At 66.2% G+C, this 24,862-nt stretch carries 21 protein-coding genes and 2 pseudogenes; 10 read left to right on the plus strand and 13 right to left on the minus strand.

The genetic code is table 11. From position 1 onward, the window contains the following. Positions 1 to 47: 47 nt before the first annotated feature. From JWS14_RS38345 to JWS14_RS38380, 8 genes are all read right to left on the minus strand, one after another. Positions 48 to 1,583: an APC family permease gene (locus JWS14_RS38345; protein WP_072948724.1), complete on the minus strand. Its 1,536-nt coding sequence runs from the start codon at positions 1,581 to 1,583 to the stop codon at positions 48 to 50. Between the two features lie 241 nt (positions 1,584 to 1,824). Then, complete coding sequence (locus JWS14_RS38350) at positions 1,825 to 2,871, minus strand: proline racemase family protein (RefSeq protein ID WP_206015486.1); 1,047 nt, start codon at positions 2,869 to 2,871, stop codon at positions 1,825 to 1,827. A 72-nt stretch (positions 2,872 to 2,943) separates the two neighbouring features. Next, positions 2,944 to 4,440, minus strand: coding sequence for a gamma-aminobutyraldehyde dehydrogenase (locus tag JWS14_RS38355; protein ID WP_072948729.1), 1,497 nt, complete (start codon positions 4,438 to 4,440; stop codon positions 2,944 to 2,946). A 59-nt stretch (positions 4,441 to 4,499) separates the two neighbouring features. Next, positions 4,500 to 5,981 carry an aldehyde dehydrogenase family protein gene (locus tag JWS14_RS38360; RefSeq protein ID WP_083395536.1) on the minus strand — a complete coding sequence of 494 codons (1,482 nt, stop codon included), beginning with the start codon at positions 5,979 to 5,981 and terminating at the stop codon, positions 4,500 to 4,502. A 43-nt stretch (positions 5,982 to 6,024) separates the two neighbouring features. Beyond that, on the minus strand, positions 6,025 to 6,450 hold the full coding sequence (locus tag JWS14_RS38365) for a hypothetical protein (RefSeq protein WP_072948731.1): 426 nt from the start codon (positions 6,448 to 6,450) through the stop codon (positions 6,025 to 6,027). Further along, positions 6,447 to 8,087, minus strand: a complete 1,641-nt coding sequence (locus JWS14_RS38370) for a GMC family oxidoreductase (RefSeq protein WP_072948733.1) — start codon at positions 8,085 to 8,087, stop codon at positions 6,447 to 6,449. Before JWS14_RS38370 ends, JWS14_RS38365 begins: the two co-directional genes overlap by 4 nt. A 212-nt stretch (positions 8,088 to 8,299) precedes the next feature. Then, complete coding sequence (locus tag JWS14_RS38375; RefSeq protein ID WP_241031573.1) at positions 8,300 to 9,004, minus strand: FadR/GntR family transcriptional regulator; 705 nt, start codon at positions 9,002 to 9,004, stop codon at positions 8,300 to 8,302. Positions 9,005 to 9,159: 155 nt separating this feature from the next. Beyond that, positions 9,160 to 9,432: a hypothetical protein gene (locus JWS14_RS38380; protein WP_083395535.1), complete on the minus strand. Its 273-nt coding sequence runs from the start codon at positions 9,430 to 9,432 to the stop codon at positions 9,160 to 9,162. 59 nt (positions 9,433 to 9,491) lie between these two features. On the opposite strand from JWS14_RS38380, the gene JWS14_RS38385 reads away from it, so the two are divergent. Next, positions 9,492 to 9,908 carry a pyridoxamine 5'-phosphate oxidase family protein gene (locus tag JWS14_RS38385; protein ID WP_072948734.1) on the plus strand — a complete coding sequence of 139 codons (417 nt, stop codon included), beginning with the start codon at positions 9,492 to 9,494 and terminating at the stop codon, positions 9,906 to 9,908. 76 nt (positions 9,909 to 9,984) lie between these two features. Here JWS14_RS38385 and JWS14_RS38390 read toward each other — a convergent pair whose 3' ends face one another. Further along, positions 9,985 to 10,770: an SDR family NAD(P)-dependent oxidoreductase gene (locus JWS14_RS38390; protein WP_206015487.1), complete on the minus strand. Its 786-nt coding sequence runs from the start codon at positions 10,768 to 10,770 to the stop codon at positions 9,985 to 9,987. Positions 10,771 to 11,402: 632 nt separating this feature from the next. On the opposite strand from JWS14_RS38390, the gene JWS14_RS38395 reads away from it, so the two are divergent. Then, positions 11,403 to 11,603 (plus strand): hypothetical protein, encoded by a 201-nt coding sequence (locus JWS14_RS38395; RefSeq protein ID WP_143051384.1) that lies wholly within the window; start codon positions 11,403 to 11,405, stop codon positions 11,601 to 11,603. A gap of 1,353 nt (positions 11,604 to 12,956) precedes the next feature. Here the strand turns inward: JWS14_RS38395 and JWS14_RS38400 are convergent. The 3 genes from JWS14_RS38400 to JWS14_RS38410 all read right to left on the minus strand — a co-directional run bounded on the left by JWS14_RS38400 (position 12,957) and on the right by JWS14_RS38410 (position 16,837). Further along, positions 12,957 to 13,667 carry a substrate-binding periplasmic protein gene (locus JWS14_RS38400; RefSeq protein ID WP_206015488.1) on the minus strand — a complete coding sequence of 237 codons (711 nt, stop codon included), beginning with the start codon at positions 13,665 to 13,667 and terminating at the stop codon, positions 12,957 to 12,959. Positions 13,668 to 13,742: 75 nt separating this feature from the next. After that, entirely contained in the window at positions 13,743 to 15,158 is a 1,416-nt protein-coding gene (locus tag JWS14_RS38405) for a glutamine synthetase family protein (RefSeq protein WP_072948739.1), read from the minus strand. 248 nt (positions 15,159 to 15,406) lie between these two features. Beyond that, a complete protein-coding gene (locus JWS14_RS38410) occupies positions 15,407 to 16,837 on the minus strand; it encodes an aldehyde dehydrogenase family protein (RefSeq protein ID WP_206015489.1) in 1,431 nt (476 codons plus the stop codon). 83 nt (positions 16,838 to 16,920) lie between these two features. Here JWS14_RS38410 and JWS14_RS38415 point away from each other — a divergent pair, with 83 nt between their 5' ends. The 6 genes and pseudogenes from JWS14_RS38415 to JWS14_RS38440 form a co-directional block, all read left to right on the plus strand. Further along, positions 16,921 to 18,303 (plus strand): aspartate aminotransferase family protein, encoded by a 1,383-nt coding sequence (locus JWS14_RS38415; protein WP_206015490.1) that lies wholly within the window; start codon positions 16,921 to 16,923, stop codon positions 18,301 to 18,303. Positions 18,304 to 18,318: 15 nt separating this feature from the next. Continuing rightward, positions 18,319 to 19,812: an aldehyde dehydrogenase gene (locus JWS14_RS38420; RefSeq protein WP_206015491.1), complete on the plus strand. Its 1,494-nt coding sequence runs from the start codon at positions 18,319 to 18,321 to the stop codon at positions 19,810 to 19,812. Between the two features lie 10 nt (positions 19,813 to 19,822). Further along, a complete protein-coding gene (locus JWS14_RS38425) occupies positions 19,823 to 20,578 on the plus strand; it encodes a gamma-glutamyl-gamma-aminobutyrate hydrolase family protein (protein WP_206015492.1) in 756 nt (251 codons plus the stop codon). Between the two features lie 83 nt (positions 20,579 to 20,661). Then, a complete protein-coding gene (locus JWS14_RS38430; RefSeq protein WP_072948743.1) occupies positions 20,662 to 20,850 on the plus strand; it encodes a ferredoxin in 189 nt (62 codons plus the stop codon). A 3-nt stretch (positions 20,851 to 20,853) separates the two neighbouring features. After that, complete coding sequence (locus JWS14_RS38435) at positions 20,854 to 22,101, plus strand: NAD(P)/FAD-dependent oxidoreductase (protein ID WP_206015493.1); 1,248 nt, start codon at positions 20,854 to 20,856, stop codon at positions 22,099 to 22,101. A 100-nt stretch (positions 22,102 to 22,201) separates the two neighbouring features. Then, positions 22,202 to 22,486, plus strand: a pseudogene (locus tag JWS14_RS38440) (alanine dehydrogenase); the annotation flags it as partial. Between the two features lies 1 nt (position 22,487). Here the strand turns inward: JWS14_RS38440 and tnpA are convergent. Continuing rightward, positions 22,488 to 22,811: pseudogene (gene tnpA, locus JWS14_RS38445) on the minus strand (IS200/IS605 family transposase); the annotation flags it as partial. A 74-nt stretch (positions 22,812 to 22,885) separates the two neighbouring features. On the opposite strand from tnpA, the gene JWS14_RS51870 reads away from it, so the two are divergent. Both JWS14_RS51870 and JWS14_RS38455 read left to right on the plus strand, forming a co-directional pair. Continuing rightward, entirely contained in the window at positions 22,886 to 23,431 is a 546-nt protein-coding gene (locus JWS14_RS51870; RefSeq protein ID WP_420855128.1) for a hypothetical protein, read from the plus strand. 46 nt (positions 23,432 to 23,477) lie between these two features. Continuing rightward, positions 23,478 to 24,782 (plus strand): flavin monoamine oxidase family protein, encoded by a 1,305-nt coding sequence (locus JWS14_RS38455; protein ID WP_206015494.1) that lies wholly within the window; start codon positions 23,478 to 23,480, stop codon positions 24,780 to 24,782. The last annotated feature ends 80 nt before the right edge of the window (positions 24,783 to 24,862 follow it).

Raw genomic sequence — 24,862 nt, forward strand, 5'->3', positions numbered from 1 at the left:
GTCCCCCGCCGTCGGGATTTCGGATTAGTGGCCGTCGCGGTCCGGTCTCACGCGCGGCCGGCGCGGAGCCGTTCGGCGACCTCGATGGCATCACCTTCGGGTGCGGTGGAGTCTGCGCCCGGCTTTGCGATCACCAGGTAGAGGAACCCGGCGACGGTGATGATGGAGAACCCGATCAGCGCGATCCAGCGGTCGACGAACGGGAGGCTCTCGTCGCCGCTGGGCCGGGCCAGGATGATCATGGCGATGATGCCGTAGACCAGGGCGGCGATGTTGACGGCGACGCCGAGTTTGCCGAGGGTCCACGGACCGCCGGGCTTCCAGCCCTTGAATCGCATCCGCAGCGCGGCGAGGACCACCATCTGGAAGGCGAAGTAGGCGGCGATGACCTGGAATGCGGCGATCCGGAACAGGGAGTCGGGGAAGAAGTACACGAAGACGGTGAGCAGCACCGGTGCAACGTTGATGCCCAGCAGGGCGTTGACCGGGATGTGGCTCGACGAAGTGCGGGCGAAGAAGTGGCTGCCGGGGAACATGTCGTCGCGGGCGAATGAGTACACCAGGCGGCTGACGGCAGTCTGCTGGCCCATGACACCGGCGAGGAAGGAGGTCAGTGCGATGACGAGGAACGCCTTGGAACCGACCGTGCCGAGGCTGCCCTGCAGGATCGTCGGGATGGGGTTGGCGTCCTCCCCGGCCACGACGGCTGCCAGATCCGGGCAGGCGAGGACGAATCCGGAGAAGGCGAGCAGGGCGGCACCGCCGCCGACGAGAACCGTCAACGCCATCGCGCGGGGTATGGCGCGGGCCGGGTTGGGGGTCTCCTCGGCGACCTCGCCGCAGGCCTCGAAGCCGTAGAACATGTACAGGCCCACCAGTGATGCCCCGATGAAGGCGTAGATGTAGCTCTGCCCGCCACCGGCGCCCATGGTGTCGAAGAAGACCGAGAAGGGCTGCTTGCGCTGGAAGATGAGCAGGTACAGGCCGATCGCGACGACGCCGATGAGTTCGGCGGTCAGGCCGACGACGGAGATCCGGGCGAGGGTCTTGGTGCCGGTCAGGTTGAACAGCAGGCAGACGGTCAGCACCGACAGGGTGATGATCAGTTTCTGCAGTCCCGTGGCCGAGACCGACGGCTCGTCCGCGGTGCCGAATAGCAAACTTGCGATGAAGTCGGAGCTGAACATGGCGGTGGTGGTGATGCCGATGGTGATGGCGCAGATGTAGACCCACGACATCAGCCAGGCGTACTGGCCGTTCCAGAGCCGGCGCGCCCATTGATACAGGCCGCCCGCGAGCGGGAACTGGGAGACGACCTCACCGAAGACCAGTGCGACCAGCAGCTGTCCGAAGCCGACGATGAAGATCCAGAACACCGCCGGCGGTCCGGCAGTGGAGATTCCCAGCGCGAAGATCGAGACCACGCCGACCATCGGGGACAGGTAGATGAAGCCGAGGGCGAAGTTCGCCCACAGGTTCATCTTGCGCTCGAACTTCGGTTCGTAACCGAGGGCGCGGAGATGCTCGTCATCTCCATGGGGGGCGACTTCGCGGCTGTTACCCGTATCGCGCGTCTCTAGCATGTTTCCTCCGGGGATGGGGACCGACCGAGTGAATCGAAGATCGACGCAGTGTGCGGATCGACTTCAACTCGACCTCTCAGTGATGCATGTCACTGTGCCATTAAGGTTAATTCAACTGGCCATTTTTGGCAATACGTTGCGGTAAACATTGTGTGACAGGGGTGGGGCTGCGAGAGAGCGAGACTGCACGCTCCCAAATGTGGGGGCGTGCAGTCTCGTTCGGTGTTCTGTGTTCGTTTGTTCAGAGCGCAGTGAGCCAGGTGTCGCCCAGGGTGTATCCGTTCGGGAAGGGATCGCTGGGGTCGAGTCCGAGCTGGGTGGTGCCGGTGATCCAGGCCCGTCCGGCGACGCTGGGGATGACCGCGTCGTACCCGCCGATGGTGGTCACGGACTCCACGCGGGAGTCGAACTTGGTGCCGATCAGCGATTCGTGGACGAACCGCTCGCCGACGGCGAGGTCGCCGCGGGCGTGCAGGACCGCCACTCGTGCCGAGGTGCCGGTGCCGCACGGGGACCGGTCGATCCGGCCGGGGGAGACGACGACGGCGTTCTTCGACGTCAGATACTCGCCGCTCTCGTCGGTCTGTCGGGACAGCTGCCCGGTGAAGACCGTCTGGGTGATGCCGGGGATCTCCGGGTTTTCGGGGTGCTTGACCTCGTACTGTTCGGCGCCGGCCTTCTTGATGCGCTGGCCGAGTTCGCACAGGGCGCGGGCCTCGGAGGGCACCAGGTCGAAACCTGCTTCGGCGGCGTCGACGACGACGTAAGTCATTCCGCCGTAGGCGATGTCGACGGTGAGCTTGCCCAGATCGGGGACTTCGAGGGGCACCTGGGTGTGGTAGACGAAGGCCGGCTGGTTGGTGAGCCGAACGTTTTCGACCTTGCCGTCCTTACATTCGCACTGCACCTTGATCAGGCCGGCCGGGGACTCGAGGACCACCTCGGTGACCGGCTCGGTCATCGGCAGCATCCCCGTCTCGAGCAGCACGGTTGCCACGCACATGGTGTTCGACCCGGACATCGCCGGGTACTCCGTCGACTCGAGGATGACGTAGCCGAGGGGGGCGTCGGGGTGGTTGGACGGCAGGATGATGTTGGCGTTCTGCACCGCCGCACCGCGGGGCTCGAACAGGATCAGCTGGCGGATCTGATCGAGGTTCTCCTCAAGGTAGACGCGCTTGTCGAACATCGTCTGGCCGGGAACGTCGCCGATGCCCCCGACGATGACGTTGCCGACCTCGCCTTCCGCGTGGCAGTTGACCACATTGAGTACGCGGCTGAATCGCATTGTTCGCTCTCTTCTTTCGGCGCTACCGACGCGCGCTGATGTTGTCTTTCGGTGTCCGGTGGGCAGACGGACTTACCGGTCACCGAAGATCGTCCGGTGCCAGTCCTTGCGGGCGACGCCGGTGATATCCGACATCACATGCTTGATGTTGGTGTACTCGTCGAGCGAGTAGGTCGACATGTCCTTGCCGTAGCCGGACTGCTTGTATCCGCCGTGCGGCATCTCGCTGATGATCGGGATGTGGTCGTTGACCCACACGCACCCGGCGGCGATATCGCGGGTGGCGCGTTGCGCCCGGTACAGGTCCCGGGTCCACGCCGACGCGGCCAGACCGAACGGGGTGTCGTTGGCCAGCGCGATGCCCTCGTCGTCGTGATCGAAGGGGAGCACGACCAGGACCGGGCCGAAGATCTCCTGCTGCACGATCTCGCTGTCCTGCGCGGCGCCGACGACCAGGGTGGGCTCGTAGTAGAAGCCGTCGGCGAGGTCGCCACCCGGGATTGTTCCGCCCCGTACGATCGTGGCACCGCCGGCGCGGGCGCGGTCGACAAACCCTGCGACGTGCTCCTGCTGGCGGCGCGAGACCAGCGGCCCCTGATCGGTGGCCGGATCGGAGGTCGGCCCCAGCCGGACGGTGTCCATCACGGCAGCGACACCGTCGACGAACCGGTCGAACAGCGGACGCTGCACGTACGCGCGGGTCGCGGCGGTGCAGTCCTGGCCGGTGTTGATCAGCGACGCGGCCACCGCCCCCTGAATGGCGGCCTCGAGGTCGGCGTCGTCGAAGACGACGAACGGGGCCTTGCCGCCCAGTTCCAGGTGCAGTCGCTTGCCGGCCGCGGCGGCGGCGATGCTGTGTCCGACCGGGGTGGAGCCGGTGAACGAGACCATGCTGACATTGCGGTGGGTCACCAGGGCGCTGCCGGCGGTGGTGCCCTTGCCGGTGATCACGTTGATCACGCCGTCCGGAATCCCGGCGCGGGTGGCGGCCTCGGCGAACAGCAACGAGGTCAGCGGGGTGATCTCGGCGGGTTTGAGGACGATGGTGTTTCCGGCGGCCACCGCGGGCAGGATCTTCCACGCGGCCATCTGCAGCGGGTAGTTCCACGGGGCGATCGATCCGACGACGCCGATCGGTTCGCGGCGGATGCTCGAGGTGTGATCGCCCGAGTACTCGCCCGAGGCTTTGCCCTCGAGGTTGCGTGCCGCGCCGGCGAAGAAGGTGACGTTGTCGATGCTGCCCGGCACGTCGAACTCGGTGGTCAGCTTGATCGGTTTACCGGCCTGCGCCGACTCGACGGTCGCGAGCTGATCGGCGATCGTCTCGAGTTCGCGGGCCCACCGGGTCATCACCTCGGAGCGGTGGGCCGGGGTGGCGCCGGCCCAGTCCGGTAGGGCGCCGGCGGCGGCGGTGACGGCGTCGTCGACGTCCTCGGTCGACGCGAGGGGGCCGGTGACGACGGTCCGACCGGTGGACGGGTCGAGTACGTCGAACGTGTCGGCGGACTTGCCGTCACGGTAGCGGCCACCGATGTACTGCGCGGGGCGGTCCCAGATATGTTGCGCCACAGTGATTCCTTCGTTCTTCCGGACAGGGGAGGGGTGGGGTCGGGGTCGCGGTGGGCCGGTCAGCGGTTGTCCACCATGACGTGCTTGAGGCGGGTGTACTCGAGCAGTCCGGCCTCGGCGTTCTCGGTGCCGATGCCCGAGGCCCCGAATCCGCTGACGGGCAGGTCCGCGGCGAAGACCAGGTGGTTGTTGACCCACACGGTGCCGAAGTTCAGGGCGTTCTGGACGCGGGTGGCGGTGCCGACGTTGCTGGTGAACACCGACGACGCCAGTCCGTACCGGGTGCCGTTGGCCAGCGCGATCGCCTGCTCTTCGGTCTCGAAGGTCTGCACGGTGAACACCGGGCCGAAGATTTCCTCCTGGACCAGTTCTTCGTCATCGGCGACTCCGACGACGATCGTCGGGGGGAAGAAGAACCCGTCACCCTCGCAGTTCTCGCCGCCCGCGACCACGCGGGCGCCGGAGGTGCGGGCCTCGATCTTGGCGAGTACCCGGTCGCGCTGCTGGGCGGAGTTCAGGGGCCCGATGGTGGTGGTGGGGTCGAGGACGTCGCCGAGCTTTTCGCGGCTGCACCGCGCCTTCAGTCCGTCGACGAATGCATCCAGCAGGGACGCGTGCACGATGACCCGGCTTGCGGACATGCACTCCTGGCCGGTGTTGTACAGCCCGCCGATCGCGATCGCGTCGAGCGCGGATTCGAGGTCGGCGTCGCCGAACACGATGACCGGGGAGTTGCCGCCGAGCTCCATGATGGCCTTCTTGACGCCGTCGGCGGCCGCGATTCCGACCTTGCGGCCCGTCTCGATGGAACCGGTGAACGAGACCACGTCGACCTTCGGGTGCCGGGCGAGGGCGTCACCGGCGACGGCGCCGGTGCCGAAGACCACGTTGAACACCCCGTCCGGGAGAACGCGGGCGACGATCTCGGCGAGCCACGCGGTCGAGTACGGAGTGGTCTCGGCGGGCTTGAGGACGTACGTGTTGCCGGTGGCGAGGGCCGGGAACACCTTGGCGACCGCCTGCAGCAGCGGGTAGTTCCACGGTGTGATGCCGGCGGCGACGCCGACCGGTTCGCGGCGCATGATCGAGGAGACACCCTCGAGGTAGTCACCACTGGAGGGGGCCGGCAGGGTGCGGGCGGCGCCTGCGAAGAACCGCATCGCGTCGATCACCCCGGGCAGTTCCTCGTCCCGGACCGCGGTGATCGGCTTGCCTGCATCGACTGCCTCGATGATCGAGATTTCCTCGAGCAGTTCCTCGGTCAGGGTGGCGATGTCGAGCAGGAACTTCGAGCGGGCCGCGGGGGTGAGGGCCGCCCACCCGGGCTGCGCGGTGCGGGCGGCGGCCACCGCAGCGTCGATGTCGGCAGCGGACGAGGCCGGGACCGTGCCGATTTCGCGGCCGGTGGACGGGTCGAGCACCGTGATGGTGTCGGGCGAGCTCGACGGGGTCCAGCGACCGTCGATGAAGTTGCCGGTCACTCGTCCGGCGAGCGTGCGCAGCACCGAACGCTGATCGGATCCGATCGTGGAGAGGGTCATGGGTGAGGTCCTTTTCTTTTCAGGCAGGTCTGGGGTGACGGGGCTATCGAGGTGTCGGTCGGTAGGAGCCGGGGTAGTTCATCGCTGCCTCGAAGACCTCGTCGGAGAGTTCCTCGGCGGCGTCCTCCAGGCGCGGCGGGTTGCGGTGCTGACCGGGGTAGCCGATCAGCTCTCGGACCGCGGGCACGAGGTAGTAGGCGCCACTGACCGCGGTCGCCAGCACCTCGAACCGCGCCCGGTCGCTCTCGTGCAGGTCGATGACTGCCGGTTCGAGGTCGGGGACCGTCTCCAGTTGTGTCAGCTCCGTCTGCAGCGCACCGACCAGGTCCGCGCGTGCGGTCAGGGCCCGCTCGAGCCAGATCCCGTCGGGGTCGGCGTCGCGGAGGCCGGGCCGGGTCGCCGTGGCGGGGATGAGGACGTCGGCGACGCGCCAGAGCGTCTGCCGTTCCTGCTCGCTCAGGTGTGTCATTCGGAAATCTCCTGCCAGCGTGCGTTGTTCGTGAGGTGTTCGGCGGCACGCAGCGCTAGTGCCGTGATGGTCGCGGTCGGGTTGACCGCACCCGAGGTGGGCATCACGCTGCCGTCGACGATCGCCAGGTTCGGCACGTCGTGCGCGATGTTCCACTCGTTGACCACCGACGTGGCGGGATCGGTGCCCATCGTGGCCGTGCCCAGCAGATGTCCGGGCTGCTCCGGCCACAGGTCGGTCGCCACCGTGCGGACCGCTCCGGCGGCCTCATGCGCCTCGACGGCGCGTTCGAGATTGAACTGCAGAAGCTTCTTGGTGTTCTCCGACAACCGGTAGCGCACACGGGGAGCCGGGATGCCGTTCGAGTCGGTGAGCGTTGGGTCGAGATCGACGTGGTTGCTCTCCTCCGGCATGTCCTGCGAGTTGATGCCCCACTGCAGGCCCCGGCCGAGCGTTTCGTCCATACGGTCGTGCACCGCCGGCCCCCATTTCTCGGCGAACGGACGCCGGTCGTGCAGCGACAGTGCGCGCAGCGGCCCGCCGATGGGCATGACCTGCCACTTCGCGCCGCCGACGAAGCCGCGGGATGCGTCGGTCTCGTAGAACTCGAGCGAGTGAATGGCCTGCCCGGCCGGTCCCAGCCAGCTGTCGAGCGGCTCGTCATAGATGCCGGTGACCTCTGCGTTGGGATGCAGCATCAGCCGCTTGCCGACTAGACCGGACGAGTTCGCCAGCCCGTTCGGGGCGCCGCCGTGCGCGGAGAGCAGCAACAGTCGTGGGGTGCCGATACCGTTCGCGGCGACGACGACAAGTCGGGCCTTCTGCCGGTGTTCGCGGCCGGCGGCGTCGACGTAGACGGCGCCGTCCGCGCGCCCCTCGGCGTCGACGGTGATGGTGGAGACCCGGGCGCCGGTGATCAGCCGGGCGCCGTGCCGGATGGCGGTCGGCCAGTGGGTGAGATCGAAGGACGACTTCGCCCCCTCCGGACAACCGGTCTCACAGGTGCCCCACCGGGCGCAGCGCGCGAACTCACCATGCTTCTGGGAGGCAATCGCGTTGGGGGAGGGCCACCAGTGCCAGCCCAGCTTGTTCATCCCGCGAGCCGCGATCCGCCCGATCTTGCCGATCGGATGCGGCGGCAGCGGCGGCACCATCCCGTCGGGGTACATCGGGTCGCCCTCGAGTCCGGCGAGGCCGACGGCGGCGTCCATCCGGTCGTAGTACGGGGCGAGGTCCTCGTAGGTGATCGGCCAGTCGTCGGCGACACCGTTGAGGGTCTTGACCCGAAAGTCGGAGGGCAGCAGGCGCATCCAGTGCGCGCTGTAGATCAGCGTGCTGCCACCGACGCCCGCGAACATCACCGGAGAGACGTCCGACTCGGACACGTTCGTCGGATAGTCCTCGGCGTTGCCGCGCACGTTCGGTTCGGGGTACCACTGCTTCTGCGCCAGCAACTCCCATTCCGGCTTGACGGCAGGAAACTCGCCGCTATTGACCCAGCGGCCCTGCTCCAGGCAGACCACCGTGAACCCGTGCCGGGCCATGTGCTCGGCCACGACACCGCCGGATGGGCCGGCGCCGATGATCAGGACATCCGCCCGATCCGAAGGTGTAGGTGTCCCATCGCCGATTGTCATCGGGATATCTCCTCCCGGCCACGCGGGCCTTGGGTCGTACCGGAGCGGCAACCGCAGGTCGCGCATTCGCTCGTCAGTTCACTCACGCGGCGCCGAGACGCCGATCACACCTAAGAGGATAATTAACTTGGCCATTTTTGGCAAGATAGATGCAACTGAGGCGGATGATCGTCAGATCATCCGCCTCAGGAAAGGGAAAAAGGGGGAGTGGGTCAGTGGACGCCGGCGGTGAGGAAGGCCGGCAGCTGCCGGTGCGGGGTGCGCTGGAGGACGTCCGCGACGATGCTCTCGAAATGGCCGAGATGCCGGTACATCTCCTGCTCGATCTCCACTGGGTCGCCCCGCTTGAGCGCTGCCAGCGTCGCTTCGTGCAACTCCACCCCGCATTCGTAGTCTTCCGGGGTGCGCAGCATCATGTCGTGGACGGGGGCGAGCTCCTTTTCGAGTCCCTTCATCATCGCCTCGAGGGACGGGTTGCCCGCGGCGCGCCAGATGGTCCGGTGGAACAGCAGTTCGGCCTGAGCTGCCCGGCTGAGGTTGTCCTTGTGGGCGCGCAGTAGATCAATCGAGTGCTGCATCAGCTGGTAGTGCTCGTCCGTAGCGCGCACGGCGGCCAGTTGCGCCACGCGCGGCTCGAGGGTCTTGCGCGCCTCCAGGATGCGGAAGATCTCGTCCGCCTGGAGAGGGTTGGCCTCCGGCAAATTCTCGAGGCCCTCGGGAATCCAGATCGAGATCACCTCGGGGTTGCCGTGCCGGCCCGGGCGGCTGCGGAGGATGCCCGCCTCGACGAGCTTGGAGATCGCGCTGCTGACCGTCGGACGCGAGACGTCCATCTGTGCGGCGAGCACCCGCTCCCCGGGGAGGACATCGCCTTCGCGCAGCTCACCGGACTTGATGCGGTCGATGATCTGGTGCATGACGTCACCGCCCGCGCTTCGGCTCCGTACCGGCCTGAAGTCCCTCACCATTGCCTCCTCGTGCGTTGCCGTGCCCGCTCCATTACATGGTAAGACATCTGCCAAATATGGCCAGTCATTGTGTCCGCTGAAGATGTGGATCGGTTGCGGTCCCGCTACGGGGGTGACGCCCCCGCCAGCACCGCGATCGCGCTGGTGGTGAGACCGAGGGTTGCGACGAGGATGCCGAGGAGGGCCCACAGCGACGCGGACTCGTCATCATTTGCGGAGTGGGCTGCGGTGCCCAGAAGGCCGGCGGCGAGTCCACCGACCCCCAGGACGACGCCGACTCCCGGCATCCAGAACGTCACGACGGACAGCATGCCGAACACCATCGCGACAACGGGGAGCAGTGAGGTGCCCATGCGCTGCGGTTGTTCCACCATCATATGTGTAAGGTAAATGAAACTATCCTTTAATGGAATGGGAGAGCGATGTCTAACTTTGGATGGATGCCGAGGAACGGCGTCGGTTCCTCAGCGAGAAGCACGTGGCGGTGATTGCTGTCGCCCGAGACGGCGCGGCGACCCTGGCGGTGCCAGTCTGGTACCGACTCGACGAGTCGGGGGACCTCCTGGTGTGGACAGAACGCGGAACCGTCAAGGAACGACTGGTCCGCGCAAGCGGTCGCCTCAGCCTGGTCGTCCAGGACGAAAAGCCGCCGTATCGATACGTCAGCGCCGAGGGACCGGCCACGATCGTCGACGCAACGACACGCGAGGATGTCCGCCCGATCGCGCACCGGTATCTCGGGCCCGACGAGGCCGAGGCCTACCTTGCAGAGTCGTACAACGACAAGGCCGTACTGCTCCGAATGAGCCCGATTACCTGGCACACCGCCGACTACAGCAAGCCCACCTCTTGACGGGGCCGGAGCGGGATCCGCACTCACAAACGTAGAAACAGCTCCACGGTAGAACAGCTCCCTATATGCCGCGGGGTCAGTTCGTGTACAGCGCCGCGCCGAGTCCGCCGTCGACGACGATGGCCGCACCGTTGACGAACGACGCGTCGTCCGAGACGAGGAACCGCACCACATTGGCGACTTCCGCGGGTTCGGCGATCCGCTCCACTGGATAGGCGGAGGCAATTTCCTGCCGTGCCAGCTCAGGGTCGGCATGGGCAGCAAAGTACTGCTGGACCATCGGGGTGTTCATGTCACCGGGAAGCACTGCGTTGGCGCGGATTCCGGCGCGCGCCAGTTGGCGCGTGACGGCGATACTGCGAGTGAGTCCGAGAACCGCATGCTTGCTGGCGGTATATGCGGTCAGCATCGGGTCTGCGCTCACCGACAGGACGGAGGCGATGTTGACGATGCTTCCTCCGCGTCCGTGTCGCAGCATCGCGGCTGCGGCATGTTTGCACACCCAGAAGGGGCCGCGCACGTTCGTCAGATCGATGGCGTCCCAGTCCTCGTTTGTGGTCTCCAGAAAGTTCCGTTCGATCTGACGTCCGGCATTGTTGACCACGAAGTCGAGCGTTCCGAAGCTGGTCTCGACCTGTGTGAGGGCGTCGACCACGCTCGGTTCGTCCGTGACATCGGCCTGTAAGGCGACGACGGTCCCTTGCAGACCCCGGGCCATTCGCGCGGTTTCCTGCAAGGTGTCGGCGTTGCGGCTCAGGGCGATGACATTGGCGCCGTGGGCGGCCAGCGCCAGCACTGTTGCCCGGCCGAGACCACCGGAAGCGCCGGTGACGAGTCCGGATTTAGCTGTGCAAGAGAGCATGTGGCTCCTCAACTAGGGCGAGATCGCGACTGACGGGCCCATTGCGAGATATCCCGCTCCGGGCGCGTGACTGCGAGACACGGCGACCAAACCCAGGGTCATCGACACCGGGCACTCGTCGGGTTCCGCGAATGACTCGGTTCGGGATTCGCTGACTGGGATGGGAAGAATGGTTGTTGCCCGAAAACCTACCGTGGCAAGCGGCCGATGGCCCAGGTTTGCGCAACCTATTTATGTCCCGCTTATCTCCCGTTACAGAAGTGCCCACACTTGATCCTGCGAAGATTCGACGCTGACGTGACCATCTCCGCGTCAGTGATGAGTTGTGCTGTGTGACCGTGAAAAGCGCGTCTGCGTCATTTCAGAACGATCGTCACCACGTTGGGCACACAAGGGCATCAGTGGCCTGCTCGCCGTTCAGGCGCTCGGCGACACCATCGGCAAGCCGCGCCATCTCATCGCCGACCGCGCCTACAACTACGTCACCAACGACACGTTCGCCCTGCCCGTCTGGGAGCTCGGCTACACCACCATCTACGACCTGCACCGCTCCAGCGCTCGCGGCACACACCCCGGCCCCGGGAGTAGCGACACCACGATGGACGTCGGCGTGCGTGCGCGACTCGCACAGCATGCCGACGACATCCCGCACACCGGGCACCCCGTGCGGCTGCGGGTGCACCATCACATTGTCCGACGCGGACTACCCGGACCTGCGGATGCCGTTCCAGCGCGGCACCCTCGTATGGGAGGCGTCGTATCACCGCAGGGTCGGGATCGAGAGCCTGTTCGCCGACCTCAAACGCAACCGCCTCACCGCGGATACTGGCTGAACATCCTCAATCTTCACGACTGGGTCACCCGGCGGGAGGTTCTCGATTCCTGGGGTCGGTTCCTCGACGAACCCGAACCCGAACGCCGACCTCGACGGCGGCGGCGCAGCACCCACTCCGCCACGCGCTACGCAGCATCTCTGGCCGCCACGGGACCGGGCAGATGACTGCTCCGCCCCGCCGCCGGAATGCACGGATCCCGGTAGCCGACCTCGACCACCCACCGAAAATGACCGGTTATCAGGCACGGGTTCGCCAGATTCACCGCCCCACAGCGCCGAACATCGGGCACACCGACCGAAGATCCGCTCGAAACGGGCATCACAGCGTCGAATGCGCAGAAATAGGGGTCCGAATCCGATCCCGGGCCAAAATTGGATGAGAGGCGCGCGCTCGAGCCTGCTGCCGCTACCGTCGATACGGGCCACGCTTCGCCAAGAGGCCGTCACGCCGACGTTGCGCATCAGATGCACCTTCCTGACGTGACTTGGAAGATACTTGCGTCAGTCGGTCGAGCAAGAGGCGGCTCAGCCCAGTTCGCTCCATCCCAGTCGCCGGCGGAAGCGCATCTCATTCGGTGCCAGGCCGGCATCGATCGAGGATCATCTCTCGAAACCGGCTCGAGATGATCGGTGACATGTGGATGATGTCGAATTAGGATGTGGGATACCATTGTTAGATGTCGAGATCGCGTCTACTACGGTCACCGCAGCGCCCGCCGTAGCGACTCGTCTGAGACTCACGCACGGGGGTGGCAGGGTCCTTGCTTGCTGCGTTGCGTGGCATGTGCTTATCGGATCGTTGGGCGTGCGAAGTAGGCAGTGTGTATTCGGCAGGCGATACTGGGATCGCAGTCTGACAGGTATGTCGCCTGTCGGAGGGCTTCGGAGAAGCGGGCTGCGGTCATCCCGAACTGAACCATGATTTCATCCGCCGGCGGGCCTCCGTACGGGAGCCAGGTCAATGCAAGGCGAATCAGCTGGTCGGCCTCTCGCGGTATGCGGGAGTGTTTTTCCGTGCGGAGTTTGTCGCGCAGACGTTGTCTGCGGGGGAGTCGGTACGCTGCGGGGTGCTCGTCGTCGGCGGCGGTTGTGTCGGCGAGATGGCTTCTGCTGGATTTGGGGTCGGGACGGAAGTTGCGGGTCTTGGTGGGCGGTTCAGGCATGGGAAACCAGCTGTCTCGGGAGTGTGTTCATTCGAAGTGCGCGGGATCGGCCGGCGCCGGTCGCTACAGTCGGGCGGCGGTCAGCTTGTGGCCGGTCGGGGCGGCGGCCGCCGCCCCGGTGCAGATGTCGGCGTCCGCCGCCCGCCTTCACGGGCGGTTGATACCGTGCCGGGAGGGCGACGGCAGCTTCACAAGGGGAATGCTTTGTTGGGGAAGGTGTTGTTCCAGATTTCGGCGAGCGTGCCGTCTGCGATCAGATGCTGGATCGCCCCGTTCAGACTGTTGCGCAAAGCATCTGAATCCTTGCGCACCGCAATGCCGTACGGGTTTCCTGTGGGTGCGATGAATGCGACCCGCAGCTTGCCGGTGGCTTCGAGTGCCGGTAGGACGATTTCGTCGTCGACGAACGCATCGATGGTGCCGTCGATGGCGGCGTCGGCCATTTCGTGGAATGCATCGTCACCGGAACCGAATTGGACGACCTCGGCGCCGGCGAATGATGCTGCCAGTGCAATGTTGGTGGTGCCCGTGATGGCTCCGACCTTGCGGCCGACGAGGTCGGCGGCCGAGCAGACGGGGCTGTCGCTCCGGACGACCACTCCCTCGTCGAACCGTCCGTAGGGGATGGTGAAGTCGACAATCTTCTCGCGGTCGGCAGTGATGGCCTGGTTACACAAGATTGCATCGCACCGCCGTTCGGTCAGGGTCGGCACGAAATCGGACCACCGACGTACGTCGACCCACTGCAGGTCGAGGCCCAGGTAGTCGGCCAGCGCACGGCCGAGGTCGGGTTCGTAGCCGACTCGCACGCCATCGACGACCGATGTCATTGGGGGAGCGGCGATGTCCGTCGAGCACAGGACGAGAGTTCCGGATTGAATGAGTTCGAGATCGCTCACGGTAAGGATCCTTCTGAAGGTGATACCGGCATGGAGGATCGGACCCCGCCCTGGGGCGGGGTCCGACATGATGAGTTACGGGGTGTAACGCAGGTAGGTGTTGAAGTCCCAGTCGGTGATCGCGCCCGAGCGCCGGTTGCATTCGTCACGCTTGCAAGAGGTGAAGGTGTCGTAGAGCGACCCGGGCAGAACGGAGCGGACCGCCTTGTCTTCCTCGAGGGCGTCGAGGGCTTCGGACAACGTCAGCGGCGGCGGCGCGAAGGTTGAGGGAGCATCGTCGCCGGAGGGTGCGTAGGCGTTGCCGAGTTCGGGTTTGCCGGGGTCGACGTTGCGACGGATGCCATCGGCCATCGCGCCGATCAGCGCGGCGTGGGACAGATAGGGATTGACGGCTGCGTCGGGGGACCGGACTTCGACGCGTCCGGGCAGCACGCGATAGTTGGTCGTGCGGTTGTCGTATCCCCAGTTGGTGACCGCCGGGGCGAACAGTCCAACGTCCCAGAAGCGGGCATAGGAGTTGGTCGTCGACGCGAACACCGCGGTCATTCCGCGGGTGTGCTCGAGCAGGCCGCCGAGCGCGTGGCGTCCCAGTTCGGTGAGATCGTCGTCGTCCGCGAACACGTTTTCCTCGCCCCGCCACAGGCTCGCATGGTGGTGGCAGCCGTTGGCCATGATTCCGGGGACCGGCTTGGGCATGAAGGTGGCCAGAACACCGAACTCCTTGGCCACCGCCATGCAGATTTGCCGGTAGGTGATCAGTCGGTCGGCCGTCGCGAGGGCGTTGTCGTAGAGGAAATTGCACTCGAGCTGACCAGGGTCTTCGTAGTCGGACTGGATCATCTCGAAGCCCAGTTCCTGAGCGTACTGCGTGATGCGCTTGAGGATCGGCATCATTTCCGCGATGTGCTCGAGGTGGTAGGACGGGCCCACCCACTCGGGGAAGAAGGAGGCGGAGCGGTCGATGGCGTCCGGACCGCTGAACCAGCTCATCTCCGGTTCGCACCCGGTCCGGAGTTCGAGCCCCGTCTCTTCCCGGAAGGCGGCGATGACGCGCTTGAGGTTGCCGCGAGCGTCGGCCTCCTCCGGCTCTCCAGGCCCGACCTCCTCACGCAGCGAGCGGTAGTGGTCGCAGAACACTCGTGCCACGCTCCGGTCCCACGGCAGGATCTGCGCCGTGCCCAGGTCGGGCACCAGCAAGCCCTCCCGGGTGCTGATACCACCTGGTCCGAGCAGCTCACCGGCCAGGCTCGCCTGCAGGCCGCCGGCGGCGGCGTAGCCGAACGGCACGCCCTTGCGGGCCGCAGTGTCGAGGAAGTATTTGGCCGGCATCACCTTTCCGAGGACGCGGCCCTGCACACTCACGTACTGGCAATGCACGTGCGTGACACCGCGTTCGTCGAACAGCTGCCGACACCGATCCAGTTCGGATTCGCGGGCGGGATCGCTGAGCGCCAGCTCGAGTGGGGTCGTGTGTTCGCGGGGGGTGGGCATACTTTGGCCTCCGGGTCTCAAAGATAGTGTGCTGCGCCGCACCCCATCAAGAGGATTCGGTCGATGGTGCGTGCGGCACGGGAACCCAGGGTCGAACCCTGGGTGGTTAATTTAACATCTGACATTAGATGTTAGGCTTTTGTTTCCTGTTTCGCAAGCCCCGAGTGCCCGTGCATTCGGCATCGAGACCGGTCTGTACGAATGTTCCGGCGCCGCGAGTGCTGCGCCGGGACATCGGGTCTCAGGGCTCAACCGTGCTTGATCCACAGGTGTTTGACCTGGGTGAACTCGTCGATGCCGTAGCTCGAGCCTTCGATGCCGTAGCCGGAGTCCTTGAGCCCGCCGTGCGGCATCTCGGGAAGCATCGACAGGTGGTCGTTCATCCAGACGGTGCCGCACTCGAGGCGCGGGGCGGTGTTCATCGCCCGGTTCAGGTCGCGGGTCCACAGCGACGCGGCCAGCCCGAAGGGGGTGCCGTTCGCCCATTCGACCGCCTGGGCGTCGGTGTCGAACGGTTGCACGGTCACGACCGGCCCGAAGATCTCCTCCTGAACGATCGTGTCACCCTGCTCGACGCCGGTGATCACTGTCGGGGTAACGAAATTGCTGTCGGTGTCCGGGTCGAGGTGCCCGGTCAGGATCTTCGCGTTCTGGGCGCTGTGGATGTAGTCGACAACCCGGTCGCGGTGCCCGCGATAGGCGAGCGGCCCCATCTCGATGTGCTCGCCCTCCTCGGGTGCGCCAACTTGGACCGACTCGAACGCGGGCACGAGGCGATCGAGAAAATCGTCGTAGCAGGACTTCGCCACCAGAAGCCGCGACGCGGACAGGCAGACCTGGCCGGAATTGACCGTGGCGGCATGACGAATGCCGGCGACCACCGCATCGAGATCGGCGTCACCGAACACGATGGCGGGACAGTTCCCCCCCAACTCGAGATGCACCCTTTTGAGGGTGTGGGCCGCCGCGGCGGCCACCGCCTTTCCGGTGGCGACGGCGCCGGTGACCGACACCATGCGAATCTTGGGATGCTGGGAGAGCGCGGAGCCGACCGGATCGCCCTGTCCGGTAATGACGTTGAGGACTCCGGGCGGCAGGATCGGGGCCGCCAGGTCGGCGAGGGCCAGTGCCGTCAACGGGGTCTGCTCGGCGGGTTTGAGCACGCACACGTTACCCGCGGCGAGTGCGGCACCGGTCTTCCAGATCGCACCCATCAGTGGGAAGTTCCACGCCGTGATCAGGCCTACCACCCCGACGGGTTCCCGGCGCACAATCGAGGTGGCACCCCGGCGGAATTCATTGGACGCCAGTCCTTCTGAGCTGCGTATCGCACCTGCGAAGAAGCGCAGGCCGTCGATCGCCTCGTCGACCTCGCCGCGGGCATTCAGGATGGGCTTGCCTACATTCGCCGATTCGAGATCGGCCAACTCGCTCCTGTGTGCGGCCATCGCGTCGGCGAGGGCGAAGAGGTACTCCGAGCGCTCCCGCGGGGTCGTCTCCCGCCAGGTCTGCCAGCCGGTTTCGGCGGCCTCGACCGCGTGGTCGACGTCGACGCGGGAACTCGCTGCCACCTCGCCGAGGACCGTGCCCGTTGCCGGATTCGTGATCGGCGCTCGTGCGCCGTCGGCGGGGTCGACCCACTGTCCGCCGATGAAGTTCCGGCTGCGTATCTGCTTCATGAGGTCGCTCCTTCGTTGACATTCATATATCTAACCTATAATGTCAGAGGTTAGAAGGCAAGATTCCCCGAGACTGAGTCAGAGTGGAGGTAGTCGAGTTGAGTACGAATCCCGTGCAGACCGTCGATTCCGACCCGAGCAGGCATCTGTGGATGCATTTCAGCAACATGGGTGCGTATGCGCAGGGGGTCGAAGTCCCGGTCATCGTCCGCGGAGAGGGTTGCTACGTGTGGGACCAGCACGGGAACCGATACCTCGACGGCCTGAGTTCGCTCTACTGCGTGAACGTCGGCCACGGCCGCACCGAGCTGGCCGAGGCTGCGGCCAAGCAGGCTACCGAGTTGGCCTTCTTCCCGACGTGGTCCTTCGCTCATCCCCGCGCGATCGAGCTCGCGACCAAGATCGCCGACCTGGCGCCTGCGGATCTCAACCGCGTGTTCTTCGTCGGCGGTGGCGGCGAAGCCGTGGACTCCGCCTTCAAGCTCGCCCGGCAGTACCACAAGATTCGCGGCAAGGCCGGCAAGTACAAGGTGATCTCCCGCAACACCGCCTACCACGGCACCACCTTGGGCGCACTGGCGGCGACCGCGTTGTCGCCGGCAAGGGCCCCTTTCGAGCCGCTGCCCATCGGCGGAAGCCACGTGACAAACACCAACGTCTACCGGCTGGACCCGCAGGCGGTCGATACGCTCGCCGAGGCGATCCGGGAAAGAATCGAGTTCGAGGGACCGGACACCGTCGCGGCGGTGATCCTCGAACCGGTCCAGAATTCGGGAGGCTGTTTCGTCCCGCCGGAGGGCTACTTCCAGCGCGTGCGGCAGATCTGCGACCAGTACGACGTCCTGCTGATCTCCGACGAGGTCATCTGCGCCTTCGGACGACTGGGCGAGTGGTTCGGCGCCCAACGGTTCGACTACGTGCCCGACATCATCACCACAGCCAAGGGCCTCACCTCCGCCTATGCACCGATGGGGGCGGTCATCGCCTCCGACCGCGTCATCGAGCCGTTCCTCACCGACAACAACGTGTTCGCCCACGGTGTCACCTTCGGTGGGCACCCGGTCGCCTCGGCGGTCGCGCTGGCGAACATCGAGCTGATGGAGAGCGAGAAGATGCTCGAAAACGTGCGCGCCAACGAACCAGTGTTGCGCGGAATGCTCGAGTCGCTGCGCGACATTCCCCTGGTCGGTGACGTGCGCGGGGCGGGCTACTTCTGGGCGATCGAACTGGTCAAAGACCCCGCGACGAGGCAACGCTTCTCGCCGGCCGAGGGCAAAGCGCTGCTGGCGTTCCTGGCCCCCGAACTCTATCGGCGGGGACTGATCTGCCGCGCGGACATGCGCGGAGACCTCGTGGTCCAACTGGCGCCGCCGCTCATCGCCGGCCCCCCACACTTCGCCGAGATCGAAACCATCCTGCGATCGACACTCGTCGACGCCGCGGCGCTCTCGTTGCCGACCGACTGACCCAGGAGAAAACCGATGAGCACGATCGACACCACAGGTCTGCCCGAATACCAGATGTACATCGACGGGCACTGGGTCCCCGCCGGGACCGGAGCCCGCTACGCCACCACCAACCCCTACACCCAGGAGCCGTGGTCGACGGCCCCCGACGGCGGCGCCGCCGACGTCGACCGCGCCGTCACCGCCGCCCGCGCCGCCCTGACCACCGGGCCGTGGTCGACCACCACCGGCGCCGAGCGCGCACGGTTGATGCGCACCCTCGCGGATCTACTCGAGCGCGATGCCGCCGCACTCGGCGCTATCGAGACCACGGACAACGGCAAACTGTTACGCGAAATGGCCGCCCAGATGGCCTATCTGCCCCAGTGGTACCGGTACTACGCCGGAATCGCCGAGACACTCGGCGGCGACACACTGCCGTCGGATCGCCCGAACTTCTTCATCTACACCCGACGCGAGCCGGTCGGTGTCGTCGGCGCCATCCTGCCCTGGAACTCACCCCTGATGCTGCTGGCGTGGAAGCTCGCGCCCGCGCTCGCGGCCGGCTGCACCCTCGTCGTCAAACCCTCCGACTACACCCCCGCCTCGACCCTCGAATTCGCCGAGCGCATGGACGAGGCGGGCTTCCCTGCGGGTGTCTTCAACGTCGTGACCGGCATCGGATCGGAGGTCGGCAAGGCCCTCGCCGGCCACCCCGGCATCGACAAAATCGCCTTCACCGGTTCCACCACGGTCGGGGTCCAGGTCGGCCGCGCGGCTCTCCAGAACATGACCCGGGTGCTGCTCGAACTCGGCGGCAAGTCCGCCCAATTGGTGTTCCCCGACGCGGATCTGGAAGCCGCCGCCAACGGTGTCATCGCCGGAGTATTCGCCGCCACCGGGCAGACCTGCCTGGCCGGCTCACGCCTGCTGGTCCACGAATCCATCCACGACGAGCTGGTCGAGCTGATCGTGCGCCGCGCACAGACCATCGTGCTGGGCGACCCGACGGATCCGGCCACCGAGATGGGACCGGTGGCGAACGACACGCAGCTCGCCTCGGTACTCGGAATGATCGACAAGGCGGTCGCCGACGGCGCCACCGTCGCCACCGGCGGTGGCCAATCACATAGCCGCGGCGGACTGTTCGTCGAACCCACCGTGCTCACCGACGTCCGGCCGGACATGCCCGTCGCGCAGGAAGAGGTCTTCGGCCCGGTACTCGCTGTGACACGCTTCTCGACCGAGGACGAAGCACTCGAATTGGCCAACGGCACCCAGTACGGCCTGGCCGCCGGAGTGTGGACCCGTGACCTGCAGCGCGCACACCGCGTCGCAGCCGCGGTCACCGCCGGCACCGTGTGGATCAACGCCTACCGCGTGGTCGGACCGGGCGTACCGTTCGGCGGTTTCAAGAGCAGCGGATGGGGCCGAGAAAACGGGCCCGAGGCGGTCCTCGAATACACCGAAACCAAGGCGGTCTGGGTCGAACTGACCGGCGCCACCCGCGACCCCTTCACGATCGGCTGAGGTGACCACCATGGACTCCGCCAATTCCGGGCGCGTGAAGGTAGGCATCGTCGTCGGCGTCGAACACGGGGACTTCGGTATGTGGAAGAACATCCCCACCGCGATGCTGCCGACCACCTACGTCGAGGCCGTCCGGCGCGCCGGGGGGACTGCGCTGCTGTTCCCGGCCGACGGCGACGTAGCCGAAAACCCAGACCAGGTACTCGATCTCGTCGACGCGGTCATCCTGGCCGGGGGACGTGACATCGGCCCGGCGACCTACGGCCACTCCGCCCACGCCGCCACGGCCGAACCCGACACCGCGCGCGACCTCGCCGAGCTCGCCGTGGCCCGCCGCGCCCTCGAGCTCGACATCCCCATCCTCGGCATCTGCCGCGGAATGCAGCTGCTCAACGTCGCCTTCGGCGGAACACTCGACCAGCACGTGCCCGACTCGCTGGCCCACGACGATCACGCCGCCCACGACGGTGTGTTCGGCATGCACGAGGTCACCCTCGTCCCGGACACGGTCGCCGCGGGCGCCTACCAGTCCGACACCGCGACCGTGTACTCCGCACACCACCAGGGCGTCGGCCGGCTCGGCGCCGGGCTGACGGTCAGTGCGCGCTCGGTGCCGGACGGGGTGATCGAGGCCATCGAGTCCCCTGCGCACGCGTTCGCGCTCGGTGTGCTGTGGCATCCCGAACAGGACCCGACGACCCCCCTGTTCCGGGCGTTCCTCGACCACATCGACAGCCGGGCACGCCACCAGCGCACCGGCTCCTGACCACCCCAGAACACCCGGCAGAAGACAACGACCGTACCCATCGCGGTACAGCCACCGACCACTCAGGGAAGAGAGGCCCCAACATGAAAGTCACCGTAGACACCGGAGTGTGCGCCGACCACGGACAGTGCATCTTCAGCGCACCGAAGGTATTTCAGTTCGACGACGACGGGAGGCTGGTCTGGGAGCCGGCGCCCGACGAATCCCTTCGCGCGTCCGTCGAAGAGGCCGCGGACGTGTGCCCCGTCCAGGCGATCCGTGTGGACGATTAACCGATGACACCACGGATTGTCATCGTCGGCGGCTCCCTCGGCGGACTGCGCGCCGCTGAGCAACTACGCGTGCACGGCTGGTCGGGTGAGCTCACGGTGGTCGGCGCCGAGGCTCATTTGCCCTACAACCGTCCACCGCTGTCGAAGAACGTCCTGGTCGCCCCCGACGCCAGTGCACTCAGCGCCACCGAACTGGTCAACTATCCGGGGGTGGCCCTGCGCCGGCGCGCGCACGTCGAGGACGTGTCCTGGGTGACAGGCACCGAGGTAACCGGGGCCGTGCTGGCGGACCGAGTCGTGCACACCGCCGACGGGCGCACGCTCGCCTATGACGGTCTGGTCGTCGCCACCGGTCTGCGGCCCCGCCGACTGCCGATCGATGGTTTCGGCTCGCAGCGGCACGTACTACGCACCCTCGACGATGCGATCGCACTGCGTGAGCAGCTGACCACGGGAGCCTCCGTGGTGGTCGTCGGCGGCGGTTTCATCGGCTGCGAGGTCGCCGCCAGTGCCCGCCGCGCCGGATGCCGCGTCAGTGTCGTCGAGCCGTTCGTCGCACCGATGCTGCGCCCGCTCGGTTCCGAACTCGCCCGCACCCTGCAAACCTTCCACGAAGAGCAGGGCGTGGTCTTCGAGCTGGGCAGGTCGGTATCGGCCCTGATCGGACGGCCATCGGATCTCGAGACGCTGGGTACGGTCATCCTCGACGACGGGACCGAGCTCGAGGCCGACGTGCTGGTCGAGGCAGTCGGGTCACGGCCCAACGTCGAATGGCTGGACGGGAACGGCCTGGACCTGTCCGATGGCGTCCTCTGCGACAACCTGATGCGCGTCGAAGGGCGCGGCGAGGTGGTGGCGGTCGGAGATGTGGCTCGATTCCCGAATCCGAGATTCGACAGCACCCCGCGTCGCGTCGAACACTGGTGCGTTCCCGCCGACACCGCGCAGCGCGCCGCCACCACCTTGCTCCGCGGGCTGAGCCCCGCCGACAGCGGCGCCGAGGCTCCGGCACCGTTTGCGCCGCTGCCGGCCTTCTGGAGCGACCAATTCGACGTCAGGATCCAGGGTTTCGGGCGCACCGACCACGCAGACCGTATCGAGGTCCTGGAGGGCGGCTTCGCCCCCGGGTGGGCATCGGACGGTGTCGTGGTGGGCTACTTTCGAGAGTCCACGATGACCGGGGTCGTCATCGCCGGCGGCACGCCCGCGCAACGGTTGCGGCACAAAGCTCTTCTCGAGGCCGTGGGCTGAGCCCTCGCCCGCCGCCACGCGGTCCCCACACCGTGTGGGCCACGGTCGGAGAAACCCCACCCGTCTCGACAAACCAACAAAAGATCGAAGTGAGGGTCTTGTGAAGATCAGCATTCCCAAGGAAATCAAGAACCACGAGTACCGAGTCGCTATCACTCCGGCAGGTGTGCATGAACTCGTGTCACACGGGCACGAGGTGTTCGTCGAGGAGTCGGCCGGGGTCGGATCGTCGATCCCGGACGAGGACTACCTCGCCGCCGGCGCGAAGATCCTCTCCTCGGCCGACGATGTGTGGGCCAGCGGTGACCTGATCCTGAAGGTCAAAGAACCTATCGCACCCGAGTATCACCGGATGCGCGAGGGACAGGTCCTGTTCACCGGATTAATCAGAGGAAGCCTAGCCCTTCAGGGCCGGGAGGAAGCTGATTCTGTACTGCGCGATCGCGCGTAGCGGGGTCGCTTTCTTTCGTGGGTTCGGGTCGTTTTTGGTTGGTGATGTACTCGGCGACGATGGCGAGTGGGGCTCCGCCTGCGGAGGCGGCGAAGTAGGACGGTGACCAGAAGTGATTGCCCCACAGGTATTTCTGGATGTGGTCGGGGAACTCTTGGCGCAGGTATCGAGCGGAGACACCCTTGAGGCTATTGACCAGGGTGGAGAGTTGCACGGTAGGTGGGTAGTGGATCAATAGGTGGACGTGGTCGGGGCTTCCCCCCGAAATGTGGACACCAATTCCTATGCGGCGGTGGCCAGCGATCCTCTACTGCGTGGCGAACGCCCGGCGCCGTGCCCCATACCTCCACCTACGCCCTGACCAACGTCACGCTGCCCTACGCCCTCGCCCTGGCGAACAAGGGCTGGGAGCAGGCTCTGAACGACGATCAGTCGCTGGCCCGGGGCCTGAACACCCACGCCGGGCAGGTGACCTACGCCCCCCGTCGCGCACGCGCACGGACTCGAGTCGGCTCACCTCGTCACCGTCTGACCAATCCGCACCTCTCCCACATCCGAAGGCTGGCCACGGGCCGCCGAACGGTCTCTTCCCCGCGCCCACCCCTGTCAAACGAGGGGCGCGGGGAACGGGCGCGTTCGGTGGCCCTTTCGGCATCTTCACTACAGAAACGCGGGGTGCAACGCATGACGCCGACGCGAAATATCCATCGGCACAAAGACTTCGTCGACGATGACGACTACGCCAGCGCGCCGGCCCGACCGGGAGCAGGTGTGCGATGCCGCGGAACACCGGCGCGCTACCTCCGAAACCCACCGGAGCGCAGAAAGCACGACCTCAAAGAATTAACACTACAACCTCTAGTATATGAGGTTATGTGATGTTAGATTGTGATCGCGCTCATAGTTGATGAAGGAGAGAGTGTCGATGAACGAAGTATTTGACGTAGTTGTCGTGGGGGCCGGATTCGCCGGCATCACCGCCGCCCGGGATCTGACCGCGGAGGGAAAGTCGGTCGTCGTTCTCGAGGGACGCGATCGCATCGGGGGCCGCACCTACACCGATGACAAGATCGGGCGGGCGGTGGAACTCGGCGGCGCCTACGTGCACTGGACACAGCCGAACCTGTGGCGAGAGATGCAGCGTCACGGTCTCGAACTGTCGACACCCGTGCCGATCGACCGCGTCCACTGGCTGGCCGACGGCGCCCTGCACTCGGGCACCGAGGCGGAATTCGACGCCCTCGCCGGCCCGGGCATGGAGCGGTTCGTCGAGGACGCCCGCGAGCATTTCCCGTATCCCCACGACGTCCACACCACGGACATCGGGGAGATCGATCTGGAGACCTTCACCGACCGGATGAAGCGACTCGATCTCGACCCGGCCGACCGCGACATGCTCGACGGCATCCTCTCCTACACGGTGGCCGCACCCGACCAGCAGGCGGTATCGCAAGTTCTCCGTTGGGCCGCACTGTATTTCGGAGACTGGCGCGCGCTCTGGGAATCGGGTGCCTACTGGCGCATCGCGACCGGAACCAAAAGCCTGATCGAAGCGATTGCCGCCGAATCCTCCGCCGATATCCGGCTGTCGACTCCGGTGTCGGCCATCGCGAACGACGGCGACGGAGTGCTTGTCACCACCCGGGCGGGGGAGACGATCCGCGCCAAATCCGTCATCGTGACCGTCCCGGTCAACGCCCTCAACACGATCGAGTTCTCGCCCGCGTTGAGCGAGGGCACCCAACGCCTCGCCGACGAGGGCCATCCGATGCTCAACCGCAAGATGTGGGTCCGCGCCAAGGGCGAGATCGAAGCGTTCACCGCCTACGCCCCGCTCGGGGCCAACCCCATCACCATCGCCATGACGGAATACCGTCTCGACGGCGACACCTTGATCGTGTGCTTCTGTCCCGACGCCACAGCGATCGACCCCGATGACAAGGACGCAGTCCAGGACGCGTTGCGCGCATACGTGCCCGACCTCGAGGTCGTGGACACCGACGGGCACGACTGGGCAGACGACGAATTCTCGCAGGGAACCTGGATGATGATGCGTCCCGGACAGCTGTCATCGGCAGTCCCGGACATCCAGAAGCCGCACGGCCACGTCTACTTCGCCGGCAGCGACATCGCACCCTCGTTCGTCGGGTGGATCGAGGGTGCTCTCGAAAGCGGCGCCCTCGCCGCCCGGAACGTGGTCCGCGATCAGAAGGCCGCCCAGCGGGCCTGAGAGCCCGACCCGAACCTCCAGAAACCCCACACTCGACCACCATTTTCCCCGGGTGTGCTGTGCGTGAACACGGCCCACCC

It is taken from the genome of Rhodococcus koreensis, assembly GCF_017068375.1.
GTDB lineage: Bacteria > Actinomycetota > Actinomycetes > Mycobacteriales > Mycobacteriaceae > Rhodococcus_F > Rhodococcus_F koreensis.